Genomic DNA, 20,747 nt, shown 5'->3' on the forward strand with positions numbered 1-20,747 from the left:
ATGGCTGAGCAGCGTGTCGTGATCGGCGTCGACAGCTCCACCCAGTCCACCAAGGCCCTCGCCGTCGACATCGACACGGGCACGGTCCTGGGCGAGGGTCGAGCCCCGCACACCGTCAGCGAGGGAGCCGGCCGGGAGAGCGATGCCGAACAGTGGTGGCGGGCCTTCGACGAGGCTGTCTCGGGGACGGGCTGGGCCGGACGCGCGTCCGCCGTCTCCATCGCCGGCCAGCAGCACGGCCTGGTCACCCTCGACGCGGCCGGCGCACCGGTCCGCCCGGCGCTGCTGTGGAACGACGTCCGGTCCGCCCCCCAGGCCGCCGCGCTGCGAGCCGGGATCGGCCCGGCGGAGATCGTCCGGCGCACCGGCAGCCTGCCGACCGCCGCCTTCACCGCTCCCAAGTGGGCCTGGCTGCGCGCCAACGAGCCCGCCGCCGCCGACCGCGTCGCGGCCGTCCGCCTCCCGCACGACTTCCTGACCGAGCGGCTGACCGGGGAGGCGGTGACCGACCGCGGCGACGCGTCGGGGACCGGCTGGTGGGGGCCGGACGGCTACGACGAGGTCGTCCTCGACCGCATCGGCCTCGACCCGGCCCTGCTGCCGCAGGTCCTCGTGCCGGGCGCACCGGCCGGCCTGGTCCGCCCCGGGACGGCGCTGCGCGAGGGGGCCCTGGTGGCCGCCGGAACCGGCGACAACATGGCGGCGGCCCTCGGGCTGGGACTGCGGCCCGGGCAGCCCGTGCTCAGCCTCGGCACCTCCGGGACGGTCTACGCCGTCGGCCGGAAGAGGCCGGTGGACCCGAGCGGGACGGTCGCGGGCTTCGCCGACGCCCTCGGCGGCTGGCTGCCGCTCGCCTGCACGCTCAACTGCACCCTCGCCGTCGACCGCGTCGCCGCCCTCCTCGGACGCGGGCGCGAGGAGGTCGAGGACGGCGGCACCGTGGTGGTGCTGCCCTACCTGGACGGCGAGCGCACCCCGGACCTGCCCGGCGCGTCCGGCCTGGTCCACGGACTCCGTCACGACACCACCCCGGGGGAGGTGCTCCAAGCCGCCTACGACGGCGCCGCCCACGCCCTGCTCACCGCCCTGGACGAGGTGCTGCGCGCGGGCGGCGAGGAGCCGGCGGGCGACGAGCCGCTGCTGCTGATCGGTGGCGGTGCCCGGGGCCGCGCCTGGCAGCGGACCGTCCTGCGGCTCTCGGGCCGGGCCGTGCGGGTACCCGCCGCGCGGGAACTGGTCGCACTCGGCGCGGCCGCCCAAGCCGCCGCGCTGCTCACCGGCGAGCCCGCCGACGCGGTGGCCCGCCGCTGGCGCACCGCCGACGGCCCGGTGCTGGAGCCCGTGGCACGGGACGCGGACGCACTCGAACGGATCAGCGGTACCCTGCGTCGGGCCGGGGCCTTGCAGGGAGCCCCGGCCGAGGACCGGTAGGAGGGGCCCGCGCGTGGGAGTGGTCGGCAGAACGGGGCACAGCCGGGGCTCCGGGCCCGCTTCGCAACAGGACATGCGACGGCGCAACCTCTCGGTGGTCCTCGGCACGGTCGCCGCGCACAACCCGCTCAGCCGCCCGCTGTCCCGCGCGGATGTCGCCGCACGCGTCGGCCTGACCCGGGCGGCCGTCTCCTCGCTGGTCGACGAACTGATCGGGCGGGGTGCGCTGACCGAGACGGATACCGCCCCCGACGGACGGGTCGGCCGCCCCGGACGCGCGCTGTCGGTGAGCGACCGGGGCCCCGCCGGCCTCGGTCTGGAGATCGGCGTCATGCACCTCGGCGCGTGCGTCGTGGACCTGCGCGGAGAACCCCGGGTGTGGCGCCGGGTCGAACGGTCGAACGCCGGCCGGCCGGCCGGGCAGGTGCTGGCGGAGGTCGCCGCGCTGGCCGCCGACGCGGAGGCCGAGGCCCGCGACCTCGGTCTCCGCGTCGAGGGCCGGGTCCTGGCCGTGCCCGGGGTGGTGCCGAACGAACCCGTCGGACAGGTCGATCGCGCGCCCAACCTCGGCTGGCACACCGTCCGCGTCGCCGACCACTGGCCCGATCCGGACACCGCGCCCGAGCCGGAGAACGAGGCCAACCTCGGGGCTCTGGCCGAGTACTGGAACGCCGGCCAGGCCGCGGAGACCTTCGTGCACGTCTCCGCGGACGCCGGGATCGGCGCCGCCCTGGTCATCGACGGGCAGGTGTTCCGCGGCGCCCGCGGCTTCGCCGGCGAACTCGGGCACATCCCCGTGCACCCGGGCGGCCTCCGGTGCGTCTGCGGCGCGCGCGGCTGCCTGGAGCAGTACGCGGGCCAGGCGGCCGTGCTGCGAGAGGCCGGTCTCGCGCAGCACGACCCGGGTCCGGGCGGACCCGCGGAGGCCGGCGACCCGGTCGCCCTGCTGGCCGAGCGGGCCGGTGCCGGGCACCCGCCGACCCTGGCGGCCCTGGACCGCGCCGGCCGTGCCCTGGGCCTCGCCCTCACCTCCGCCGTCGACCTCATCGACCCGGACGGCCTCGTCCTCGGCGGCACCTACGCCGAACTGGCCGCGTGGCTGCTGCCGTCCGTCCGTGCCGAACTCACCGACCGGGTCACCGTCCGGCCCTGGCCCCCGGAGGCGCTGCGCTCGTCCGCCCTGGGACGTCGCGGACCCGTGCTGGGCGCGGCGCAGACCACGATCCGCCGGATCATGGCGGACCCGACCCTGCTGTCCGTCGGCTGACGGCCCCGGGAGCGTCCCGGGGCCGTCACCGTGTCAGTCGTGCTCGACCACGACCATCGCGCGCCCGGCCCGGGTCATGACCTTGGGCTTCTTGGTGGGCAGCGAGAGCCGGAAGACCTTGTGCCACGCGGAGAACACCTGCTCGAGCAGCGGCCCGGTGACGTACTCCAGCTCGTACTTCTCGAAGAGCGCGCGCACCTTCACCGCGACCTCGGCGTACCGGTTGCTCGGCAGGTCCGGGAACAGGTGGTGCTCGATCTGGTGCGACAGGTTGCCGGTCATGAAGTGCATGGCCCTGCTGCCGCTGATGTTCGCCGAGCCCATCATCTGGCGCAGGTACCACTGGCCGCGTGTCTCGCCCTTGATCGACCGGCGCTCGAAGACCTGGACGCCCTCGGGGAAGTGCCCGCACATGATCACCGAGTGTGACCAGATGTTGCGGACCAGGTTCGCGGTGAACGTGGCGGCGAGCGTGGTGAGGAACGACGGGCCTGACAGCAGTGGATGGATCACGTAGTCCTTGAGCACCTGCTTGCGGATCTTGCGGCCCACGGCCTTGGCCCGCGCGCGGAACTCCGGGTCCTTGCGGCGGCGCTTGTGCAGGTTCTTGCCGAGCTCCAGGTCGTACGCCGCGATGCCGTACTCGAAGAAGCAGGCGTTGAGGAAGTTCCACAGCGGCTGGCCGAGGTGGGCCGGGTGCCACTCCTGGTCCTCGTCGACGCGCATGATGCCGTAGCCGAGGTCGTTGTCCTTGCCGATCACGTTGGTGTACGTATGGTGCAACTCGTTGTGCGAGTGCTTCCACTGCTCGGCCGGCGAGACGTGATCCCACTCCCAGGTGGTGGAGTGGATCTTCGGGTCCCGCATCCAGTCCCACTGGCCGTGCAGGACGTTGTGGCCGATCTCCATGTTGTCCATGATCTTCGCCACGGACAGGCCGGCGGTGCCGAGCAGCCACGCGGGCGGGAAGACCGAGAACAGCAGCACGCCCCTGCTGGCCAGCTCGAGCTTGCGCTGCGCCGAGATGACCTTACGGATGTAGGCGGCGTCCTTCTCGCCGCGGTCGGCGATCACCTCGTCGCGGATCGCGTCCAGCTCGCGGCCGAGCTCCTCGATCTGCTGCGCGGTCAGGTGGGCGGTGGGGTCGATGGCGGTCAAGGTGCGTCTACCGTTCGATGTCGCAGGGGCCCGCCGCGGCGGACACGCAGGTCTGGATGAGGACGCCCGGCTCGGCCTCGGTGATCTCGCCGGTGCGCAGGTCGCGGACGGCGCCCGCCTTGAGCGGCGTGACGCAGCCGAAGCAGATGCCCATGCGGCACCCGGAGGGCATGAGCACGCCGGCCTCCTCGCCGATGTCCAGCAACGGCGTGGCGCCGTCCGCGTCGACTGTCGTGCCGGTGGCGCTGAACGTGACCTCGCCGCCGCCGCCGTCGCCGGCGACGACGATGCGGGGTCGGAAGCGTTCGGTGCGCAGGCGATCCCGGACGCCGTGTTCGGTCCAGTACTCCTCCGCGGCGCCGAGCAGACCCGCGGGCCCGCAGGCCCAGGTCTCGCGCTCGGCCCAGTCGGGCACGAGTTCGCCGAGGCGGGCGATGTCGAGCTTGCCGTCCGTGGCGCTGTGCACCTCGACGAGGCGCAGCTTCTTGTCCGCGACCAGGCCGTGCAGCTCGTTGCGGAAGATCACGTCTTGGGGCCGCGGCGCACAGTGGACCATGACGACGTCATCCAACTCGACGTCGCGCAGCATGCCCATCACGGGCGTGATGCCGCTGCCGGCCGTCAGGTAGAGCACCTTGGCGGGCTTGGCAGGCGGCAGCACGAAGTCACCGGTCGGCTGGTCGAGCTGGACCAGCGTGCCCGGTGCCGCCCTGCGGACCAGGTGGTTGCTGACCTTGCCGTCCGGGATCGCCTTCACGGTGATCGTGATCCGGCCGTCCTGGCGGTCCGTCGGTGAGGTGATGGAGTAGGCACGCCACAGGCGCCTCCCGTCGACGTCGACCCCGATCCGCACGTACTGACCGGCCGCGTGGCCGCGCCAGTCCCGTCCCGGCCTGATCACGACGGTCGCGGCGTCACCCGTCTCGGGGTGCACGGCCTCGATGCGCCCGCGCAGGTCGGCGCCCGCACGCAGCGGGCTGACCAGGTCGAGGTAGTCCGACGGCAGCAGCGGCGTCGTGACCATCTCCAGCAGTTTCCACGCCCTCTTGCGGAGGGCTGCACTCGTCATGACTCCAGCTTGCTGCGCCTCAGGGTGTAAAGTCCTGACCGTAGGACGTGAATCTGGTCGACCGAATTGTTCGCAGGGAACAGAAGCGTGAGTCAAGCAATCCGGAGGGCCAGCGAGCTGGTCCTGGATGAGACGACGGTCACCGCGCTTCGGGCCGCGCTGAGGGCCACCGCCGACGAGGTCGTCCAGGCGATCATCGACGAGGTCCCTCCTTACGCGAACGCCCTTTCGGGCCGCATGGGCGGCACCATCCGCCGAGCCGTCCGCACCGCCCTGGGCCACTACCTGGACCTCGCGAGCGGGAATGCCACGGGCGGCGACGCCGGTGACGCAGCCTACGAGCTGGGCCGCGGCGAGGTGCGCGACGGCCGTTCGATGGACGCCCTGCTCAGCGCCTACCGCGTCGGCGCCCGCGTGGCCTGGCGATGTCTGGCAGCGGGTGCCGTGCCCGTAGGTCTGCCCGCCGCCGAGGTCGCCAAGTTCGCGGAGCTGACCTTCGCCTACATCGACGAGCTCTCCGCCGCGAGCGCCGCGGGCCACGCCGACGAACTGGCGGCGCGAGGCAGGGCCCGCGAGCGCCACCTGGAACACCTGGCCCGCGACCTCCTCGCCGACGCGAGCCCGGACGTGCTGCTGGCCTCAGTTCAACGGGCCGGGTGGCAGCCTCCGACTTCGCTCACCGCGGTCCTGCTGCCCGCCGCCCAGGCCCGGCCCGCCTACCGCGCGCTCGACCCGGGCACCCTCGTCCTCGATGATCTGCCGGACGCCACCGGTGTGCTGCTCGTTCCCGATGTCGACCGATCGCATCTCCTGCGGCAGCTGGCCGACCGCACCGCCGTGGTCGGTCCGGCCCGGCCGTGGACTCGTGCGTCCGCCTCGTACGCGCGAGCCGTGCGCGCGCGCTCCCTCTCCTCTGGCATCCGCGACACCGAGGCCCACCTGCCCGAGCTGGTGCTGAGCGCCGACATGGACGCGTTCTCAGACCTGCGTGCCCGCGCGCTCGCACCGTTGCGGACCTTGCCCGTCGCGACCGCGCGGCGGCTGGAGGAGACGTTGCGAGCGTGGCTGCTGCACCAGGGCAGGCGGGACGAGGTGGCGGCGGCGTTGTTCGTCCATCCCCAGACAGTCCGGTACCGGATGTCGCAGCTGCGGGAGCTGTTCCCGGATCTCGCGTCGCCGTACCGGGTCCTTGAACTGACCCTGGCGGTGGGTCTTCCGGCCGGCTGACGCGTACTCCGGGCGCCCACGACCGCGTCCGCGCGCGGGCCAGGAATCAGAAGCGATTCCCGAACCGCAGGCCGGGCCACGTCTTCCCAGGTGAGTTGCGTGGTCGGCCGCGTGCGGCGCCCGGTGCGGACCCCTGAGTCCGTACCGTCTCCGGTACCGACGACGACGGGAACGGCTCATGTACGCCGCCGCTCCGGGCGCCGGTGCGCCCGCTCCGACGGTCCCCGGGAAGCCGGCCCCGCCCGCCTCTCCGCGGGCCCTCACCCCAGCCCGCGGCCCCTGCCGCCGGGGGCGGGGATCGCCGTGCGACCAGTCCGGCCGGTGGCGCGGCCCGTGGGCGGCGGCCCGTCGGTGGCGGCCCGTCGGCGCGGCGCGGAACTACAGTGGCAGGTATGACCGATGGCATCTCCGGCATCCCGGCCCTCGCCGCGCTCCGGCGGCGCGCCGGGGCGGAACTGTTCGCCCGGGTGGCCGGGCCGCAGGGCCCGGCCACCCGGAGCCGGATCCACGAGACGCCGGGCCCCCGGTGGTTCGGCCCGGACCGGCCCATCCGGGTCGTCCACGGGGACGCCTCGATGTTCGTCGGCGGACTCCGGGCGCTCCTGCTGCAGTCGCTGCACCCGCTGGCGATGGCCGCCGTCGAGGCGCACTCCGGCTACCGGGGCGATCCGTGGGGCCGGCTCCAGCGCACCAGCACCTTCCTCGCGGTCACCACGTTCGGGACGGCGGCCGACGCGCAGCGGGCGGTCGACCACGTGCGGGCGGTGCACGAGCGGGTCCGCGGCACCAGTGCCTCGGGGGAGGCATACCGGGCCGGTGATCCACACCTGCTCGGCTGGGTGCACGCCGCCGAGGTCGACAGCTTCCTCCGCGCCCACCGGGCCTACGGGGAAAGGCCGTTGGACGACGAGGCCTATGACGGCTACGTGGCCGACGCCGCCGTCGTGGCCGCCGCGCTGGGTGTCGTCGACCCGCCGCGCGACCAGCGGCAGCTCGCTGCCGTCCTCGCGGCGTACCGCGCGGAGTTGCACCGGACCAGGGCAGCCCTCGACGCGGCGCGGTTCATCCTCCTCCGGCCGCCCCTGCCGTGGGTGGTCCGCCCGCCGTACGGGCTGCTCGCGGCCGGCGCGGTCTCGCTGTTGCCGGGGTGGGCGCGGCGGGAACTCCGCCTGCCCTACCTGCCGGTGGTGGAGGGGCCGGCGGTCCGGCTGGGCGCGGCCGGCGTGACCAGGGGGATCAGGTGGGCGATGACCCGCCCGCCCGGGGGCGAGGCGGGTCGGCGGGTGGACCCGGGCGTCCCGACCTGACCAGGGCCTCTGACCAGGACCTCTGACCAGGACCTCTGACCAGGACCTCTGACCAGGACCTCTGACCAGGACCTCGGTGCCCGAAGGGACGGCCGCCCGGCGTCTCCCAGTAGTGGCGCCGGCCGCCGCCCGGAGGACGACGCCGATCACGGCCAGGACCAGACCGGTGGCCGGGTTCGCTGAACTTCTCCTGCACCAGGCGCCGTACCGGGAGCCCCAGGAAGCGCAGTGTCCGGAGCCCGTCCGCGGCCCGCAGCCGGGCGGCCATCGGCGACCCCCGCCCTGACCCGGGGGAAGGGGTGCACAGCGACGTCCGGAGCTCGGGACAGCAGGGTGGGGACCTCACACCGAAGGACCGGACACCGAAGGACCGGGCGCTGGCCCGCGAGGTGGCCGCCTGCCTCAGGGTGGCCGGCCGGGAGGGTGCGGTGGAGCCCCGGCGCCTGGAACGGCGGCGCGAGGCGCTCGCCGTTCCGGTGATCGGCCTGGCCCGCACCCACGGCCGCCTGGCCTGGTTCCTGGCGGGGTGCGGTGCGGCGCTCTCCTCCGTCCTGCACTGGCGGCCCCTGCCGGCGGGGTCGGTCGCCCACCGGTCATCGCCGGCGGCGCGCGGCCGACCGCCCGAACCGATTCGCCAGGCCCGCCACCGCCACGGTGAGACCGAGTCCGGCACTGAAGAGCAGGATCGTCAGAGCCAGCACCGCCACTGTCGCCATCATGGGGATCGCCCTCTCTCGTCCAGCCGTGCGGCGCCGGACCTCGTGTCCGGCGCCGTCCGGGAGCCCGCGTTCCCCGCGCGGCCGGGACCACACGGGCGTCGGCCCGCCGACCGGGGGCGAGATTCAGCCAAGTGGGCCGACGGCCCCGCCCCTCGGAGCTATTCGCCGTCCCACGCGGTGGCGGACAGCAGGGCCCCGGCCGACCAGCGGGCGTAGCGGCAGCTCACCGGCAGCGGGAAGTCGACGGCGGCGGGGCCGGTGACGGACCGCAGATCGGCGAGCAGGGCGTCGTCGGGCAGGGCCGCTGCGGCCTCGCGCAGCAGGGGGTCACCGCTCAACCGGGCCGCCGCGGCGGTGACCGGCTCCACCGTCGTCGCCTCCCGCTCCGGGTCCGGCCACCGATCGCCGAAGTGTCGGCCGAACGTCCTGACCTCGATGGCGGTGCCGGGTCCGGCCTCGGCCCGAGCCGAGGCGAGTGCCTCCTCCAGGCAGTCGGCGAGGCGCTCCAGCCAGGCGGTCAGCGAGGGCGCCACGCGCACGGAGTCGGTGGCGTCCCAGAAACGGAAGACCGGGCCCCACGCCCCCGTGACCCGGTCGACGTCCACGTAGGTGTGGCCGTCGCCGTGGTCGAGGTAGACGAACCAGTGGGTGCCGGCGCCGCCGGCGTGCTCCACGTACCAGCTGCTGTCACCGGCCGGGTAGCAGCCCCGGTTGAAGGGGTGACCCAGGTCGACGTGCTCGATCGACAGGTGGCCGTTGACCGCGGACCGCGAGACCGTGATCCGCACGCCCCCGACGACTCGCAGCAGCGCGCGGATCTCCTCGGGCACCGGCGCCGGCCAGCCGTCCATCTCCTCGTCGCTGATCCCCGGGTCCAGGACCACCAGCCCCTCGGAGGACTCCGCCACCCGCCGCAGTCGCCCCGCGGTCCGTACGGCGTCGTCGCCGGCGGCGCTGCCGGCGCCCTGGGCCGCGCTGGGCGTGCTCGCGGTGCCGTCGGTCGTGCGGTCGGTCATCAGGGTCCCCCTCGGTCGGTGCGTCGGCGGCACGACCCTACCGCCGGGAGGGGACAGTCCCCGCCGGACGACGGCGTCGAGCCGGGCCGCCCGGCCGGACGACGGCGGCCGACCGAACGCCGTCGGCTCGATCAGGACGACCGGGATCTCCCGGTCGTTCTTGGCCTGGTACTCCTCGTAGGCGGGCCAGTGCTCCGGCATGAGCGGCCGGACGGCGGCCCGCTCGGGTCGATACCGGACCCCGGCCGGGCGCGAGGCCTTCGAGCGGTCCTGCCGGCCCGCGCTCGGGTCCCTCTTCGACCTCGCCGACTCACGCTGCAAGGCTGATGACGTTCTCGTGTTCCTCTCGGAGGGCGACCCGCCGACGCTCTTGCTGACGCCGCTCCGGCTGAAGCCGCTCTTTCTGGCGCGCCGTCAGGGCGAGCGGTGCGTGCCGGCGCCGCCGGGTCCGGTCAGTCCTTCCGTCGGCGCAGGGCGGACGGCCGGTGTACGGCCGTCCGCCCGGAGGCGGAGCTGCGCACCTCGTACTGCGGCTCCTCGGGTGAGGCGTCGACCGTCCGGCCCGCGGCCTCGACCTGCGAGGTGATCTCCCGCTCGACCCGGCCGGTCACGGTGGTTCCGTGACTGCGCCAGGAGACGTGGTCGCCTCGCCGCAGCCGCTTCCGCCCGTTCCCGGTGGCGTGGGACTTGGTCGTCATGGTGCGTCCTCCCGGCTCCGGCCGCGTCGTGGGTCCGACCGGGCGTGTGCCCATCCCCGGCCGAAGCGAATCTCGCGGGCTCCGACGGGGAGCGTGGAGCTCCAGCCGTCCGCTGCCCCAGCGCGGCGGTCGGTCGTGAGGCGGGCGGTCGTGAGGCGGGCGGGCGTCGCTCGAAGCGGCGCCCGCCGCCCCGTCTCGGGCCGATCGACCGGCAAGGAAGTGTGGTTCCGCGGGACCCGGGCAGGCGTCCGGGCATGGTGAGAGTCGGCTACACGGTGATGAGCGGGCGGGTCGGCCCCCGGCACCTGGTGCAGGACGTCGTCCACGCCGAGCAGGCGGGCTACGACTTCGCTGCCATCTCCGACGACTACTCTCCGTGGCTGGACACGTCGCCGAGTCGAGTCCTCGCGGCTCCCTGCCGCGACCGCGTCGAGGGCTTCGTCGAAGCGGTCCGGGCGTACGCCGACGCGGGGTTCGACGAGGTGGCGCTGGTCCAGGCGGCGGTGACCACAGGGAGGTCTTCCTCGACTGGTCCCAGCGCACCCTGCTCCCCGCCCTGCGTGAGCTGTGACGCGGTCCACCTCCCACGCCCGGGCCCCACCGGGCCGCGTCCGTCTGGGAGAGCCTGCCCGTCGGCCCTGCGCTGACGTCAACCGCACGGCCGCCCCTAACCCTGTCCAGCTGATCGCCCCGCCCACCTGACCGACATCGACGAGACTGACACATCGACGTGACCGAGGAGTGTGCCCCCGATGGACGCCGACCACAGCACCAATGAGTCTGCCCGCACCATGGCGGAGCTGAGTTCGCAGGCCGAGGAGGCCCGCGACCGTCTCGCCGACACGGGCGCGGAGCGCGACGCCGGCAGCGACGTCGCAGCCCGGGCGCGCGATGCAGCCGAACAGGCCCGGGAACGCGTGCTCCGAAGCACCGAGCAGGCCAGGGAACGGGTCAGCCACGGGGTGGCCGACGCACGGGAGCGCGTCAGCCACACCGCCGAGCACGCCCGGGAACTCGTCGGCCACGGCGCGGACCAGGCCCGGCACGCCGTGGAGGAGGGACTCGGCGGGGCCACCGACAGCCTGCGCGCCGGGGCGGAGCGGGCGAAGGCGGGTTTCGCGGGTTTCACCGACACGGCCGGGTCGGCGGTCGCGCGCGACGGGGAGGGCCCGGCCCGGGACGTGGTGCTCCAGTCCGCCCGGTACGCCGGGCCGGTACTGGCCGCCGCCGGTGCCGCCATGCTCGTCGCCGCCGCTGTCGTGGCGCTCTCCCGCCGCCGGGCCTGACGCGCGCCCCTGAAGGACCGCCCGGCACCGGCCGCCCGGGGCGCGCGACGCGGTCGCGCTCGCTCCGGGCGGTCTCCGGGGGCCCGCCCGGCAGCCCTGCGGCCCCCACCTGCCGCCGTGGGTCGGCCGGGCGGCCCGCATCACGCCGGGCAGCGGCGGATCGGCGGGGGTCACGCTCCCCGCGCAGACGCTGAGCCCGGGGTACGACGGCATCGCGCTCCAGCGGGTGCTCGTGGCACCGATCGACTCGTCGAACACCACCATCGGCGACCCGCCCTACCGGCTCACGGTCTCCATCTCCGACCCCGCCGTGGGCGCGCTGCGACGTGCATCCGGATCACCTCTGAGCGGCGATTTCCTGAGCGCGGACAACCGGATCGACCCGGCACACGGCTTCCCGGCCGACGACCCCGCGCGGGCGGCGGTCTGAGCTCCTCCCGAACCGCCCCTGCGCCACACCGGCGGGGGCGGCGCGTGGCTGGGTGATCAGCGGGGGTGCGGCGGATGATCGACTCCTTGGTGCAGCCGAGGTTGCGCTGAGGGCGCCACCCGCGCCGACGTCACCGTCCAGCTGCCGACCCGGCTCCACCCTCCTGCTCTGCCCTGCTCTGCACCGGCGGGCTGGCCCGACCCCGCCCTCACGCCACGGCTCTGGCCCGCCGCCCGCCGCCCGCCGCCCGCCGCCCGCCGCCCGCCGCCCGCTGGGAACGTTCTGCGAACGCCTCCCCGACCACGTCCTCGCCGCACAACCACACGATGTCGCCCCCTTGGCCATGCGCGTGCCCTGCCGCTGGAGAGGAGGTTCAGGGGCCGTCCGTGCCTGCCCGGGCGGCCGGTCGTTCCTGCCACCCGGTGCTCGAAGCCGGCCCGTGGAGTGCGGGAGCGGGCCTGCGGTGATCGGGCCGACCGGGACCGGTCGACCGGGCGCCAGGACAGGCCGTAAGGGTGGGTCCCCCGGACGGCCCTGAGGGTCCGGGTCAGATGACCCGTGGTGTCTCGCCCGCCGCCGGGAGGTCGTCCTGCGGCAGGTGGACATCGGTGACGCGGACGTTCACCTCGACCACCTCCAGGCCGGTCATCTGCTCCACTGCGTCGACCACGGCGGCCCGGAGAGCGTCGACCGTGCGCGGGATGGAGAACCCGTACTCCGTCACGACATCGAGGTCGACGGCGGCCTGCCGTTCGCCGACCTCCACCTCCACCCCGCGAGCGGGGTCGTTCCGATCAGCGCCCCCGTGATTGCCATGTGTGAGCGAAGGTCCGCCGCCCAGCCGGTGGACACCCGGTACCTCGCAGGCGGCGGTGGCCACGATCCTTGCCACCGCGCCCTTCAGAACGGTCGTTCTGCCGGCGGGCGGCCCCGAGGCGTCCTGCTGCCGGACCGCGGCCACGGGACCGGGGCGCTTCGGCCCGGGGCGTCCGGGCCCGGTACCGGGCGCCGACGAGGGCTCGGCTGCTGCGGCCGCGTAGTCGCCGGGAGGCGTGGGGGCCGTGGTCGCGGGTTTCTGCACCGCACCGCTGCCCGTCGGGTTGGTGGGATAGGTCATCATCGTTCACCTGCCTGCACCTCGTGGCCGACCGTACCGGCCGACCACCGAGCACCTTCCCACCACCGGGTGGACCAACCCTGGTTCGACCGGCGATCGGGGTGCCGTGGCGCCGGGAGCCGGGCGACCGGCTGAGGTTCGGCTACTGGAGATGACCGAGCAAGGCCGGCCTCGACTGCTCCGACCGCCGCCTCCCCTGGCTGGACACCCAGGGCCACGCGCCCACGCCTGCGCCGTCCTCGGGGCCATCGCCCGGAACGAACAGCAGGCTCAGGGGCGGGGCCGGAGGGCCAGGCCCGGGCGTCGGCGGTGAGCCGTCAGGTGGACGAGGGCTTCCGACCGCGCGGACGACACGCCGCGAGCCGTCCCGCGGGGCAGCAAGCGCAGGACGGCCGGTGCCGGCTCGTGCTCGACGACCCCGCTTGAGCTTCCCTCCCTGGTGGAACCAGTGGAACCAGTGGAACCAGTGGAATCGGGTTGGCCCGGTGTCCGGCCGGTGGGGTCGAGGCCCCGTTCATGCCCGGCCCCCGGCCCGGGCGTGAACGGGGCGACCGCCGGGGGTCGTAGGGCTCGGCGCGAACCAGAGCCGGGGGCGCTGTTTCAGTTCGAAAGTGCCGTGGTTCAGGCGGGCCAGGTGCCCGTCAGGCGGTGGGTGGCGGCCGCGCCTCCCCGTTCGACGGCCGCCTTCACGGTGCCGAAGATCGCGCCCTGGAGGGCGGCCGCGACGAGTATCTCCAGCCAGGTGCGGTGCTCGTCGGTCGCGTTCGGCGCGTCGTCGTCGTGGCCCAGGACCTTCCAGGTCTGCTTGAAGAGGGCGCCGGCCAGGAGGCCTGCTGATGCGCCCAGCAGCAGGCCGACCGGCCTGTAGGCGATCTTGGCGGCCTTCACCGGCGCCGTCCGAGCAGGCTGCGGAGCAGGACCACCGCGAGGACGGCTGCCGCGGCGGCTGCCAGCAGCGGCGACCGGTTGGCGCGGGCGGCGCCCACGGCCCGGCCCGCCTTCGAGCGGACCTGCGCCGGGGTGTGGTCCGCCGCGACACGCCCGGCATGCGCCGCCGTGCCCCGGGCCTGGGCCGCCAGGTTTCCGGCGCGGTCCAGGACATCCTTCGGGGCGTGGTCACGCATGGTCCGGGCGGTTTTGGTGAACGTGTCGCGAACCGCCTCGGCGGCGTGCGCGACGGTCTCCTGTGCCGGGTTCTTCACAGCTGTCCCCTTTCGTCGGCGAGGGCCGGGTGCGTGGCCCGCCCGTCGGCGTTCGATGTACGGCCGAGTCCTCCGCAGGTGCGGCTGGGCCGGTACAACCCCGGCTACCCCCGAACGCGCCGCGCATCCGCCTTTGTTCGGCGCGGGCGGCCCAGGTGATCCCGGCCGGGTGGGAACGGGGTCGTGGGATGACGGGGTATCGGTGGCGAGGTATGTCCGAAGCGGACGGTTTCGCCGCCGCGCCGTGGCTGCCCCGGGACAACGCCCTGTCTCTCCAGCGCCTTGCGCCGTGCCCGCACGGGGCCGCCGCTCAGCTCCCAGAGGATGTGCAGGCTCCACCGCCGCTCGAACAGGTCGAGTGCGGCCATCAGGGGGAGGTCAGCGGTCGAACCGCGAACTGGCTCGCCTGGCTGTGGCGTTGACGTGACGTGGAGTGTGCCGCCGGCGGCGCGGGGGCGGCAGCCCGACCGCCGTTCTGGACCGGACCATGGGCAGTGCTGAGAGGCGATCCCAGCTTGACCTTCGACCTCGAGCGGGCCAGGCGCGCTTGGGCGTGGGTTCGCTCTCATTGGTCTCGCCGACGTCATGGCGGGGAGCTGGCTTGCCGTTCTTCGCACCTGGGACCGCCCGGGGCCGGGCCGGAGGGTTTCGGCACGCTGGCCGGGGGAGCGGGGCGTCGACGCGGATGTCGCGGACCCCGCGACGGACCCGGGCCGGGTCAACTCCGCAGCGGGCAAAGGGCGGCCTCAGCCTGCGCGTCGGTGCGCGGAGACCAGCCACCGCCAGCGTCGACGCTCCGTGAAGAGGGTGGCGGCGGCCAGTACGGTCACGAAGGCCGCCACCCAGGCGGGCCAGGCCAGCCACGAGGAGACCACCGCCGCCGCGAGCTGGAGCAGTACCAGCAGGATCGTGGCCCAACCCGGCACCGCGACGACCACGTTGGCTCTGTCCCCCGGGGTGGAGAACAACGTCGGAAGGCCGATCAGGGCCAGGACGGAGAGGGTGGCAAGCAGCCACGAGTAGTCGGCCAGCGCCCAGGGGGTGGCCACCCATGCGACGAGTTCCGTCGAGAAGCGGAGCGCGGACGCAACGCGGTCGTCCGGGCGTTCCGAGGTCATTGCCCCAGCAGCGGTGTCGGTCACCTGCGGACGGTCTCACGGCGCGCGGCCGACGGCCAGGGGTTCGGGGCACCACGGCGTCCGGTACTTCCACGGCTGCTACTCCGTCGGCGACGACACCCTCTGGGGCGTCAACCGCCGCAGGAAGGGCGCGCGAACACCCTGACCGTGCTGAAGTCGATCCGCGCGGCCCGACCCGACGGCGCCCCGATCTACGTCATCCTGGACAACCTGCCCGCGCACACAGGCCAGAAGATCCGCCACTGGGCCAGGAAGCACCGTGTCGAGCTGTGCTTCACACCGACCTACGCCTCCTGGGCGGACCCGATCGAGACCCACTTCGGGCCGCTGCGGCAGTTCACCATCGCCGGCTCCCATCACCCCAACCACACCGCCCAGCCCCGGGCACTGCACGCCTACCTGCGCTGGCGCAACAGCAGCGCCCGCCACCCCGACGTCCTCGCCGCCCGGCGCCGCGAGCGTGCGCGTGTCCGCACTGAGAAGGGCATCCGCCGGGGCGGACGCCCCCTCAGCACCGCGGCCTGAGCGACCGCGAACCGCAGCCCCCGGCGTCCCGGGGTGACAGCGACAGAAGGACGACTCAGGAGGCGGACGGCTCGATCTCCCCCGCAAAGACGATGAACTGGTCGATGAGGCCCCGCCGTAGATGGACGACGTCCGTTCCCGCCAGACGGGGGCCTCCATCCGGCGTGGTGAAGACCCACTGGTACCGGGCCCACTCGTCAGGCATGTCCACCGCTGAGCAGCGCACCATCGTGCCGCTCCCCGCCGGGTGGCGTCGGATGTCCAGCACGAACCGCTCGACTGCCGCGATTCCTTCGCTGCGACCCAGCGGTCCCCAGAAGACCACGTCTGAGGTCAGGGCCCGGGAGAGCAGGGCAGTCACATAGCTGTCGTCCGAGGTGTTGAACGCGGAGATGAACGTGTCGATCGCGGAGCGTGCCGCCTCTTCCTGCATGCCCCAGTAATACCAGCCATGGCGCGTGCGCTCACCCCGCGAGCCGCCTTCCGATCACGGTGGACCATCCCGGTCACAGCACCTAGCGCTGCGACGAAGCGGTCCACCGCAACGATGGGGGAGCAGAGGGAAGCGGAAGCCGCTCGGGGCGCGAGCGTGGGGCTCCGGGATGACGGGTGGGTGGGACCGGGGTCCTGGATGTGTCATCCCGGGGGTGCAGGGGCGAGGGGGTGGTCTCGTCCTGTGCGCGGACGACCCTCATGGGCGGTGGGTGGTTCGCTGGAAGTCACCCGGGAGGCCCCGGGAACCCTCCATCGACAGGAGTTCCTTCGTGAACGAGTGTGTGTCGCCCCGGTTCCGCCTCCGTCTCCGACTCGGCGGGCGGGCCCGGACAGCGGTGGCCGTCATCGCCGGCGCACTGACGCTCGGCACGCTGGCGATCGGCGTGCCGGCCTCCGCCACGGCGTCCCCGGCCGCCACGGCGTCTCCGGGCTCCGGGGCTTCCGCCACCTTCGCCGCCGACTCGGCGACCGTCGGTGACGCCGCGTCCGGCTCGCGTCGGCCGGACGGCGTCCAGCAGGGGTTGGAGGCCCTGGTGAGGGACTTCAAGGCGCCGGCCGCGCTGGCCACCGTCACCGGCCGGGACGGCCGGACCCGCCGGTACACGGCCGGAGTCGGTGACCTGACCACCGGGGCGAAGGTGCCGGTGGACGGCCAGGTGCGGGTCGGCAGCAACACCAAGGCCTTCACCTCGGTGGTCGTGCTGCAATTGGTCGGCGAGGGCAGGGTGGGGCTCGACGCCTTCGTCGACACCTACCTGCCCAGCCTGCTGCGCGGGGACGGCATCGACGGACGGAACATCACCGTCCGTCAGCTCCTCCAGCACACCTCGGGTCTGCCCAACTACACGGAATACCTGGAGGGCGACCGGCTGGACCGCTACCACGAGCCCCGCGACCTCCTCGACCTCGCGCTCGCCCACAAGTCCGACTTCACTCCCGGCGACGGCTGGAAGTACAGCAACACCGGGTACCTGGTCGCCGGGATGATCATCCAGAAGATCACAGGCCGGCCGGTGGGTGAGGAGATCACCCACCGCGTCATCGACCGGATCGGTCTGCGGCACACCTACTTCCCGGTCCCCGGGGACACCACGGTGCACGAGGCGCACCCCGAGGGCTACGACCGGCTGACGCCGGACGGCCCGCTCACCGACGTGACGCGGCAGGACATGTCCTGGGGCTGGGCCGCGGGGGCGCTGGTCTCCACCAACACCGATCTGAACCGGTTCTACACGACGCTGATCGGCGGCGGCCTGCTCGCCCCGGAGCTGCTCGCGCAGATGCGCACGACCGTCCCGGTGGACGAGTACCTCGGCCAGGGGGCCCGCTACGGGCTGGGTCTGGCCAGCTTCCAGCTGACGTGCGGCGGCGTCTACTGGGGCCACGGCGGCACCCTTCCCGGCTATGTGACCCGCGGTGGCGTCACCGAGGACGGCCGCGCCGCCAACATCGCGGTCACCACCGTGCCCGCCGTCGAGGCCAAGCCGCGCATCGCCGCCGACGTGGACGCGGCCCTCTGCCGGTAGACCGACGGGCAGCGCGGTCCCCCTTCGTACCGACTCCCGGGGGATTGGCCCCCGCCTTGACGAGGAGGACGGGGCGGCGGCCCGGATCCGGACGTGGCACCTGCCTGGCCTTCGACCGGATGGTGTGCGCCTGCGAGGTGATCGCCACATCACCGCGGTCGCTGTCCCGGGGCCGGGTCCGCGGTGAGGACCGCCCTCGGCTCCCGTTCCCCTCGTCCGGATAGCCAGTGCGGTGCTGCCCCGGCGGCACCGCACCCGACCCCGCACCGCACCCCTCCCGCGCAGCCTCCGGGCTGCGACCCGGGTGCGGCGCGGCGGCGACCCGCCGGGCCCCGGGACGGCCGCGGAGTACGGGGCCGCTTCGTTGACGGACTGTCACAGGAGCGGCGGGAAAACCGGGCACGAAGGTCCGCCGCGTTGGTACCGTGTCGCGACCAGAACGGCATGACCGGGGGAGCGCGCTGGTCCGCGTTCCCCTTCGGGGGAGGAGGTTTTCGGGTGCGGATCACCAGGGTGGCGGGCGTTCTACTGGCGGCGGGGGTGCTCACGGCGTGCGGGAGCGGCGGAAGTGGTGGGACTGGTGACGGCGCGAGTGCGGGGGCGGCTGCGGGAGCGGCCTCGACGACGCCGGCCGGGAACGGTGCTCCGTCGGCTCCGTCGGATGCCCCCACCCTCGCGATGAGGGTCCCGGCGGCGTACGGGAACACCGCGCGCTGGCAGCTGACGGCCCAGCAGGCTGTGAGCTACGCGGTGTTGCCGAAGGCCGGGCTGGTGGTCACGCTGTCCGGCACGGACCAGACGTATGTGCTCACCGCGCGGGAGGCCGGCACCGGGAAGGTCCGGTGGGTGAGCAAGCCGGTCAAGGGCCTCGGCGAGGCGTACGCGCCCAAGCTGATGGTGGTGTCCGCCGGGGGCAAGGAGTTCGCGGTGCTCTGGTCCACCGGCAAGTCCGGCGGGGACGCGCTGACCAAGGCCCAGCAGATCTACTCGATCGACGTCTTCGCCGCCGAAGGTTCGGGCCAGGACGCCGTCCCCGCCCAGCACCTGGAGATCCCGATGCCGAGCGGTGGCCGGCACGAGGTGCTCGACGGCGGTGGCGGCAAGCTGCTGCTGGACTCGGTGACCGACAAGGTCACGGTGGTCGACGCGGCCACCGGCGCGCAGCAGACCGTCGAGCCCAAATCGCTCACCGCGCCCACGGGTTGCCTTCAGTGCAACGGCCCGGTCGTGGCGATGACCGGCAAGGGCCCGGTGGTCAGCAACAGCCTGGACGCGACCAGGTTCTGGTCGCCGGCGGGCTGGGACAACACCACGGTGGCACCGCCCGAGGCGGATCCGGCCCAGGCGGCGGTCTGGCCGGTGGCCGGCGGCCAACTGCTGGCCCGCTGGCAGGAGAAGGACCAGGGCAGCCACAACGTGTGGGCCGTCCTGGACGGCGAGAGCGGCCAGGTCAAGGCGTCGGTGCTGTGTGACAAGCCGCTGATCGGCACCGGAGGGGCCCCCGCCTCGGCGCTCTCGCCGAACGGCCGCTACCTGGTCTCCGAGCACCTGGCCTTCGACCTCACCGCGAAGAAGGGCTACTGCTTCGAGGAGACGAAGAGCAGCAAGCCGCTGACCTTCACCGCCGTCACCGACGACGGAACGGCCTACGGCACCTCGCTCACCAAGGACGGCGGCATCGGCGGCTCCAAGGCGCCCGTCCAGCTGTCGCTGGCCACCGGGACCGCGCAGGCGCTGGACGGTGTGGACGGCGTCCCGGTGGCCGACCTGGCCGGGGTGGGCGTCTTCAAGGTCCCGTCGGTCTCGGAGGGCGGCCTGGTCGCCTACCCGCGCAAGGGCTGACCAGCCTCTGGGCCCGCTCCTTCGCACGGCGGCGGGCCCTCCCGGGGCACAGGGGCGGCGGGGAACCACCGCTGCAGGTACTCCGGCCGCACTTCGAGATCAGGTGGCGAGTCTGCGCCGGTACTGGCTGTGGCGGGCTCGTCCGTGGTGCGTCCGGCCGCCCGATCGACCAGTGGAGAGCGCCGCTGATCGAGGATCAGTGCGGTCACCAGGTGGCGGATCTCGTGGGGACCAGGTCGATCGTTGGCTGACCGGATCCTGCGGGAGCGGTGGTGGCTTCGGCCACCAGGAAGGCCAGGGCGCCGAGGACCTGAACACGGCCCACCCACGCCTGCGCCGCGCGGTGAGAACCCGCGGGTGAGGGCGAGAAGAGCGGACCCGCCCAACCGTAGGGTCGACCGGGCTCCAGGACGGCGCGTCATCCGGCGCCCCGGGCCGCGGCACCGCCGTAAGGCGCACCGCGGCCGTAGGCGTTCGTACTCGGATGGGTGGCGGCGGTTACCGGTTCGCCCGGGATGGGACGGAATCGGTAGGGGCCGGGCATACCGGCCGGCGGTCGGGGCAGGTGCTTGCCCGACCGTGAAAGCGATGCGAAGGCGAGTGAGCAGCGGTGAGCAAGGTGCAGGAGCAGATCGACGTCGACGTCCCGGTCAGCACGGCGTACAACCAGTGGACGCAGTTCGAGCAGTTCCCGATGTTCATGGAGGGTGTCGAGGAGATCACCCAGCTCGACGAGCGGCACAACCACTGGAAGACGAAGATCGCCGGTGTGTCCCGGGAGTTCGACACCGAGATCGTCGACCAGGTCCCGGACGACCACGTGGCGTGGCGTACCACCAGTGGTGACGTGCGGCAGACGGGCATGGTGCGCTTCGAGCCGATCGACGCGACCCATACCCGGGTGATGATGGAGATGGACTTCCAGCCCGGCGGCATGGCCGAGAAGGCCGCCGACATGACCGGCATGCTCGACCGGCAGGTCAAGGGCGACCTCAAGCGGTTCAAGCACTTCATCGAGAAGCGCGGGACCGCCTCCGGTGGTTACCGCGACACCCTCTGACCCGGACCACGCCTTCAGCCGCCCCCGCCACGTCCACGGATGTGGCGGGGGCGCCCGGCTGGTCGAGGTCATGTGCGAGCGGGAGCGAACCCGGCCGACGTCGCGTGGCCGGTGAAGCACCGCGTCGCGCGCTGCGCCGGAGCTGACGGGCCGCAGGCGGGGGCACCTCACCTCGGCGCCTGCGTGGCCCGGTCCGCGAGAGGGACTGGCTCAGCCGAAGGAAGCTGTCCGAG

18 protein-coding genes and 2 pseudogenes are annotated in these 20,747 nt (G+C 73.8%); 11 read left to right on the plus strand and 9 right to left on the minus strand.

From position 1 onward, the window contains the following. Both xylB and ABZ495_RS25645 read left to right on the plus strand, forming a co-directional pair. Positions 1-1,431: a xylulokinase gene (xylB, locus tag ABZ495_RS25640; protein WP_359810384.1), complete on the plus strand. Its 1,431-nt coding sequence runs from the start codon at positions 1-3 to the stop codon at positions 1,429-1,431. Between the two features lie 73 nt (positions 1,432-1,504). Then, positions 1,505-2,698: an ROK family transcriptional regulator gene (locus tag ABZ495_RS25645; protein ID WP_359810387.1), complete on the plus strand. Its 1,194-nt coding sequence runs from the start codon at positions 1,505-1,507 to the stop codon at positions 2,696-2,698. 33 nt (positions 2,699-2,731) lie between these two features. On the opposite strand, the gene ABZ495_RS25650 is transcribed toward ABZ495_RS25645, so the two are convergent. Both ABZ495_RS25650 and ABZ495_RS25655 read right to left on the minus strand, forming a co-directional pair. Next, positions 2,732-3,856, minus strand: coding sequence for an acyl-CoA desaturase (locus ABZ495_RS25650; RefSeq protein WP_359810390.1), 1,125 nt, complete (start codon positions 3,854-3,856; stop codon positions 2,732-2,734). A 7-nt stretch (positions 3,857-3,863) separates the two neighbouring features. Further along, positions 3,864-4,925 (minus strand): ferredoxin reductase, encoded by a 1,062-nt coding sequence (locus ABZ495_RS25655; protein WP_359810393.1) that lies wholly within the window; start codon positions 4,923-4,925, stop codon positions 3,864-3,866. An 87-nt stretch (positions 4,926-5,012) separates the two neighbouring features. On the opposite strand from ABZ495_RS25655, the gene ABZ495_RS25660 reads away from it, so the two are divergent. After that, positions 5,013-6,152 (plus strand): helix-turn-helix domain-containing protein, encoded by a 1,140-nt coding sequence (locus tag ABZ495_RS25660; RefSeq protein WP_359838270.1) that lies wholly within the window; start codon positions 5,013-5,015, stop codon positions 6,150-6,152. 392 nt (positions 6,153-6,544) lie between these two features. Next, complete coding sequence (locus ABZ495_RS25665; RefSeq protein WP_359838272.1) at positions 6,545-7,459, plus strand: oxygenase MpaB family protein; 915 nt, start codon at positions 6,545-6,547, stop codon at positions 7,457-7,459. Positions 7,460-8,336: 877 nt separating this feature from the next. On the opposite strand, the gene ABZ495_RS25670 is transcribed toward ABZ495_RS25665, so the two are convergent. Then, on the minus strand, positions 8,337-9,395 hold the full coding sequence (locus ABZ495_RS25670; protein ID WP_359838274.1) for an SMI1/KNR4 family protein: 1,059 nt from the start codon (positions 9,393-9,395) through the stop codon (positions 8,337-8,339). Between the two features lie 251 nt (positions 9,396-9,646). Continuing rightward, positions 9,647-9,892: a DUF2945 domain-containing protein gene (locus ABZ495_RS25675; protein WP_359838276.1), complete on the minus strand. Its 246-nt coding sequence runs from the start codon at positions 9,890-9,892 to the stop codon at positions 9,647-9,649. 407 nt (positions 9,893-10,299) lie between these two features. Here ABZ495_RS25675 and ABZ495_RS25680 point away from each other — a divergent pair. From ABZ495_RS25680 to ABZ495_RS25690, 3 genes and pseudogenes are all read left to right on the plus strand, one after another. Continuing rightward, positions 10,300-10,463: pseudogene (locus ABZ495_RS25680) on the plus strand (LLM class F420-dependent oxidoreductase); the annotation flags it as partial. A 181-nt stretch (positions 10,464-10,644) separates the two neighbouring features. After that, positions 10,645-11,178, plus strand: a complete 534-nt coding sequence (locus ABZ495_RS25685; RefSeq protein WP_359810408.1) for a hypothetical protein — start codon at positions 10,645-10,647, stop codon at positions 11,176-11,178. Between the two features lie 232 nt (positions 11,179-11,410). Next, a complete protein-coding gene (locus ABZ495_RS25690; protein WP_359838278.1) occupies positions 11,411-11,608 on the plus strand; it encodes a hypothetical protein in 198 nt (65 codons plus the stop codon). A 547-nt stretch (positions 11,609-12,155) separates the two neighbouring features. Here ABZ495_RS25690 and ABZ495_RS25695 read toward each other — a convergent pair. The 4 genes from ABZ495_RS25695 to ABZ495_RS25710 form a co-directional block, all read right to left on the minus strand. Further along, a complete protein-coding gene (locus tag ABZ495_RS25695) occupies positions 12,156-12,728 on the minus strand; it encodes an Asp23/Gls24 family envelope stress response protein (protein ID WP_359838280.1) in 573 nt (190 codons plus the stop codon). A gap of 618 nt (positions 12,729-13,346) precedes the next feature. Next, positions 13,347-13,613 carry a DUF4235 domain-containing protein gene (locus ABZ495_RS25700; RefSeq protein WP_329485119.1) on the minus strand — a complete coding sequence of 89 codons (267 nt, stop codon included), beginning with the start codon at positions 13,611-13,613 and terminating at the stop codon, positions 13,347-13,349. Then, positions 13,610-13,927: a hypothetical protein gene (locus ABZ495_RS25705; protein WP_359838281.1), complete on the minus strand. Its 318-nt coding sequence runs from the start codon at positions 13,925-13,927 to the stop codon at positions 13,610-13,612. The genes ABZ495_RS25700 and ABZ495_RS25705 overlap by 4 nt, the downstream gene beginning before the upstream one ends. A gap of 746 nt (positions 13,928-14,673) precedes the next feature. Continuing rightward, positions 14,674-15,045, minus strand: coding sequence for a hypothetical protein (locus ABZ495_RS25710; RefSeq protein ID WP_359838283.1), 372 nt, complete (start codon positions 15,043-15,045; stop codon positions 14,674-14,676). 73 nt (positions 15,046-15,118) lie between these two features. Here ABZ495_RS25710 and ABZ495_RS25715 point away from each other — a divergent pair. Next, positions 15,119-15,591, plus strand: a pseudogene (locus ABZ495_RS25715) (transposase); the annotation flags it as partial. A 55-nt stretch (positions 15,592-15,646) separates the two neighbouring features. On the opposite strand, the gene ABZ495_RS25720 reads toward ABZ495_RS25715, so the two are convergent. Beyond that, a complete protein-coding gene (locus ABZ495_RS25720) occupies positions 15,647-16,024 on the minus strand; it encodes a nuclear transport factor 2 family protein (protein ID WP_359812319.1) in 378 nt (125 codons plus the stop codon). A gap of 331 nt (positions 16,025-16,355) precedes the next feature. Between ABZ495_RS25720 and ABZ495_RS25725 the strand changes: the two genes are divergently transcribed. The 3 genes from ABZ495_RS25725 (at position 16,356) to ABZ495_RS25735 (ending at position 20,514) form a co-directional block, all read left to right on the plus strand. Next, positions 16,356-17,612, plus strand: a complete 1,257-nt coding sequence (locus ABZ495_RS25725; protein WP_359838285.1) for a serine hydrolase domain-containing protein — start codon at positions 16,356-16,358, stop codon at positions 17,610-17,612. A gap of 678 nt (positions 17,613-18,290) precedes the next feature. Continuing rightward, positions 18,291-19,454 (plus strand): hypothetical protein, encoded by a 1,164-nt coding sequence (locus ABZ495_RS25730; RefSeq protein WP_359838287.1) that lies wholly within the window; start codon positions 18,291-18,293, stop codon positions 19,452-19,454. Between the two features lie 610 nt (positions 19,455-20,064). Beyond that, on the plus strand, positions 20,065-20,514 hold the full coding sequence (locus tag ABZ495_RS25735) for an SRPBCC family protein (RefSeq protein WP_329491774.1): 450 nt from the start codon (positions 20,065-20,067) through the stop codon (positions 20,512-20,514). Positions 20,515-20,747 lie beyond the last annotated feature (233 nt).

This window comes from Kitasatospora sp. NPDC005748, from assembly GCF_040630735.1.
Classification (GTDB): domain Bacteria; phylum Actinomycetota; class Actinomycetes; order Streptomycetales; family Streptomycetaceae; genus Kitasatospora.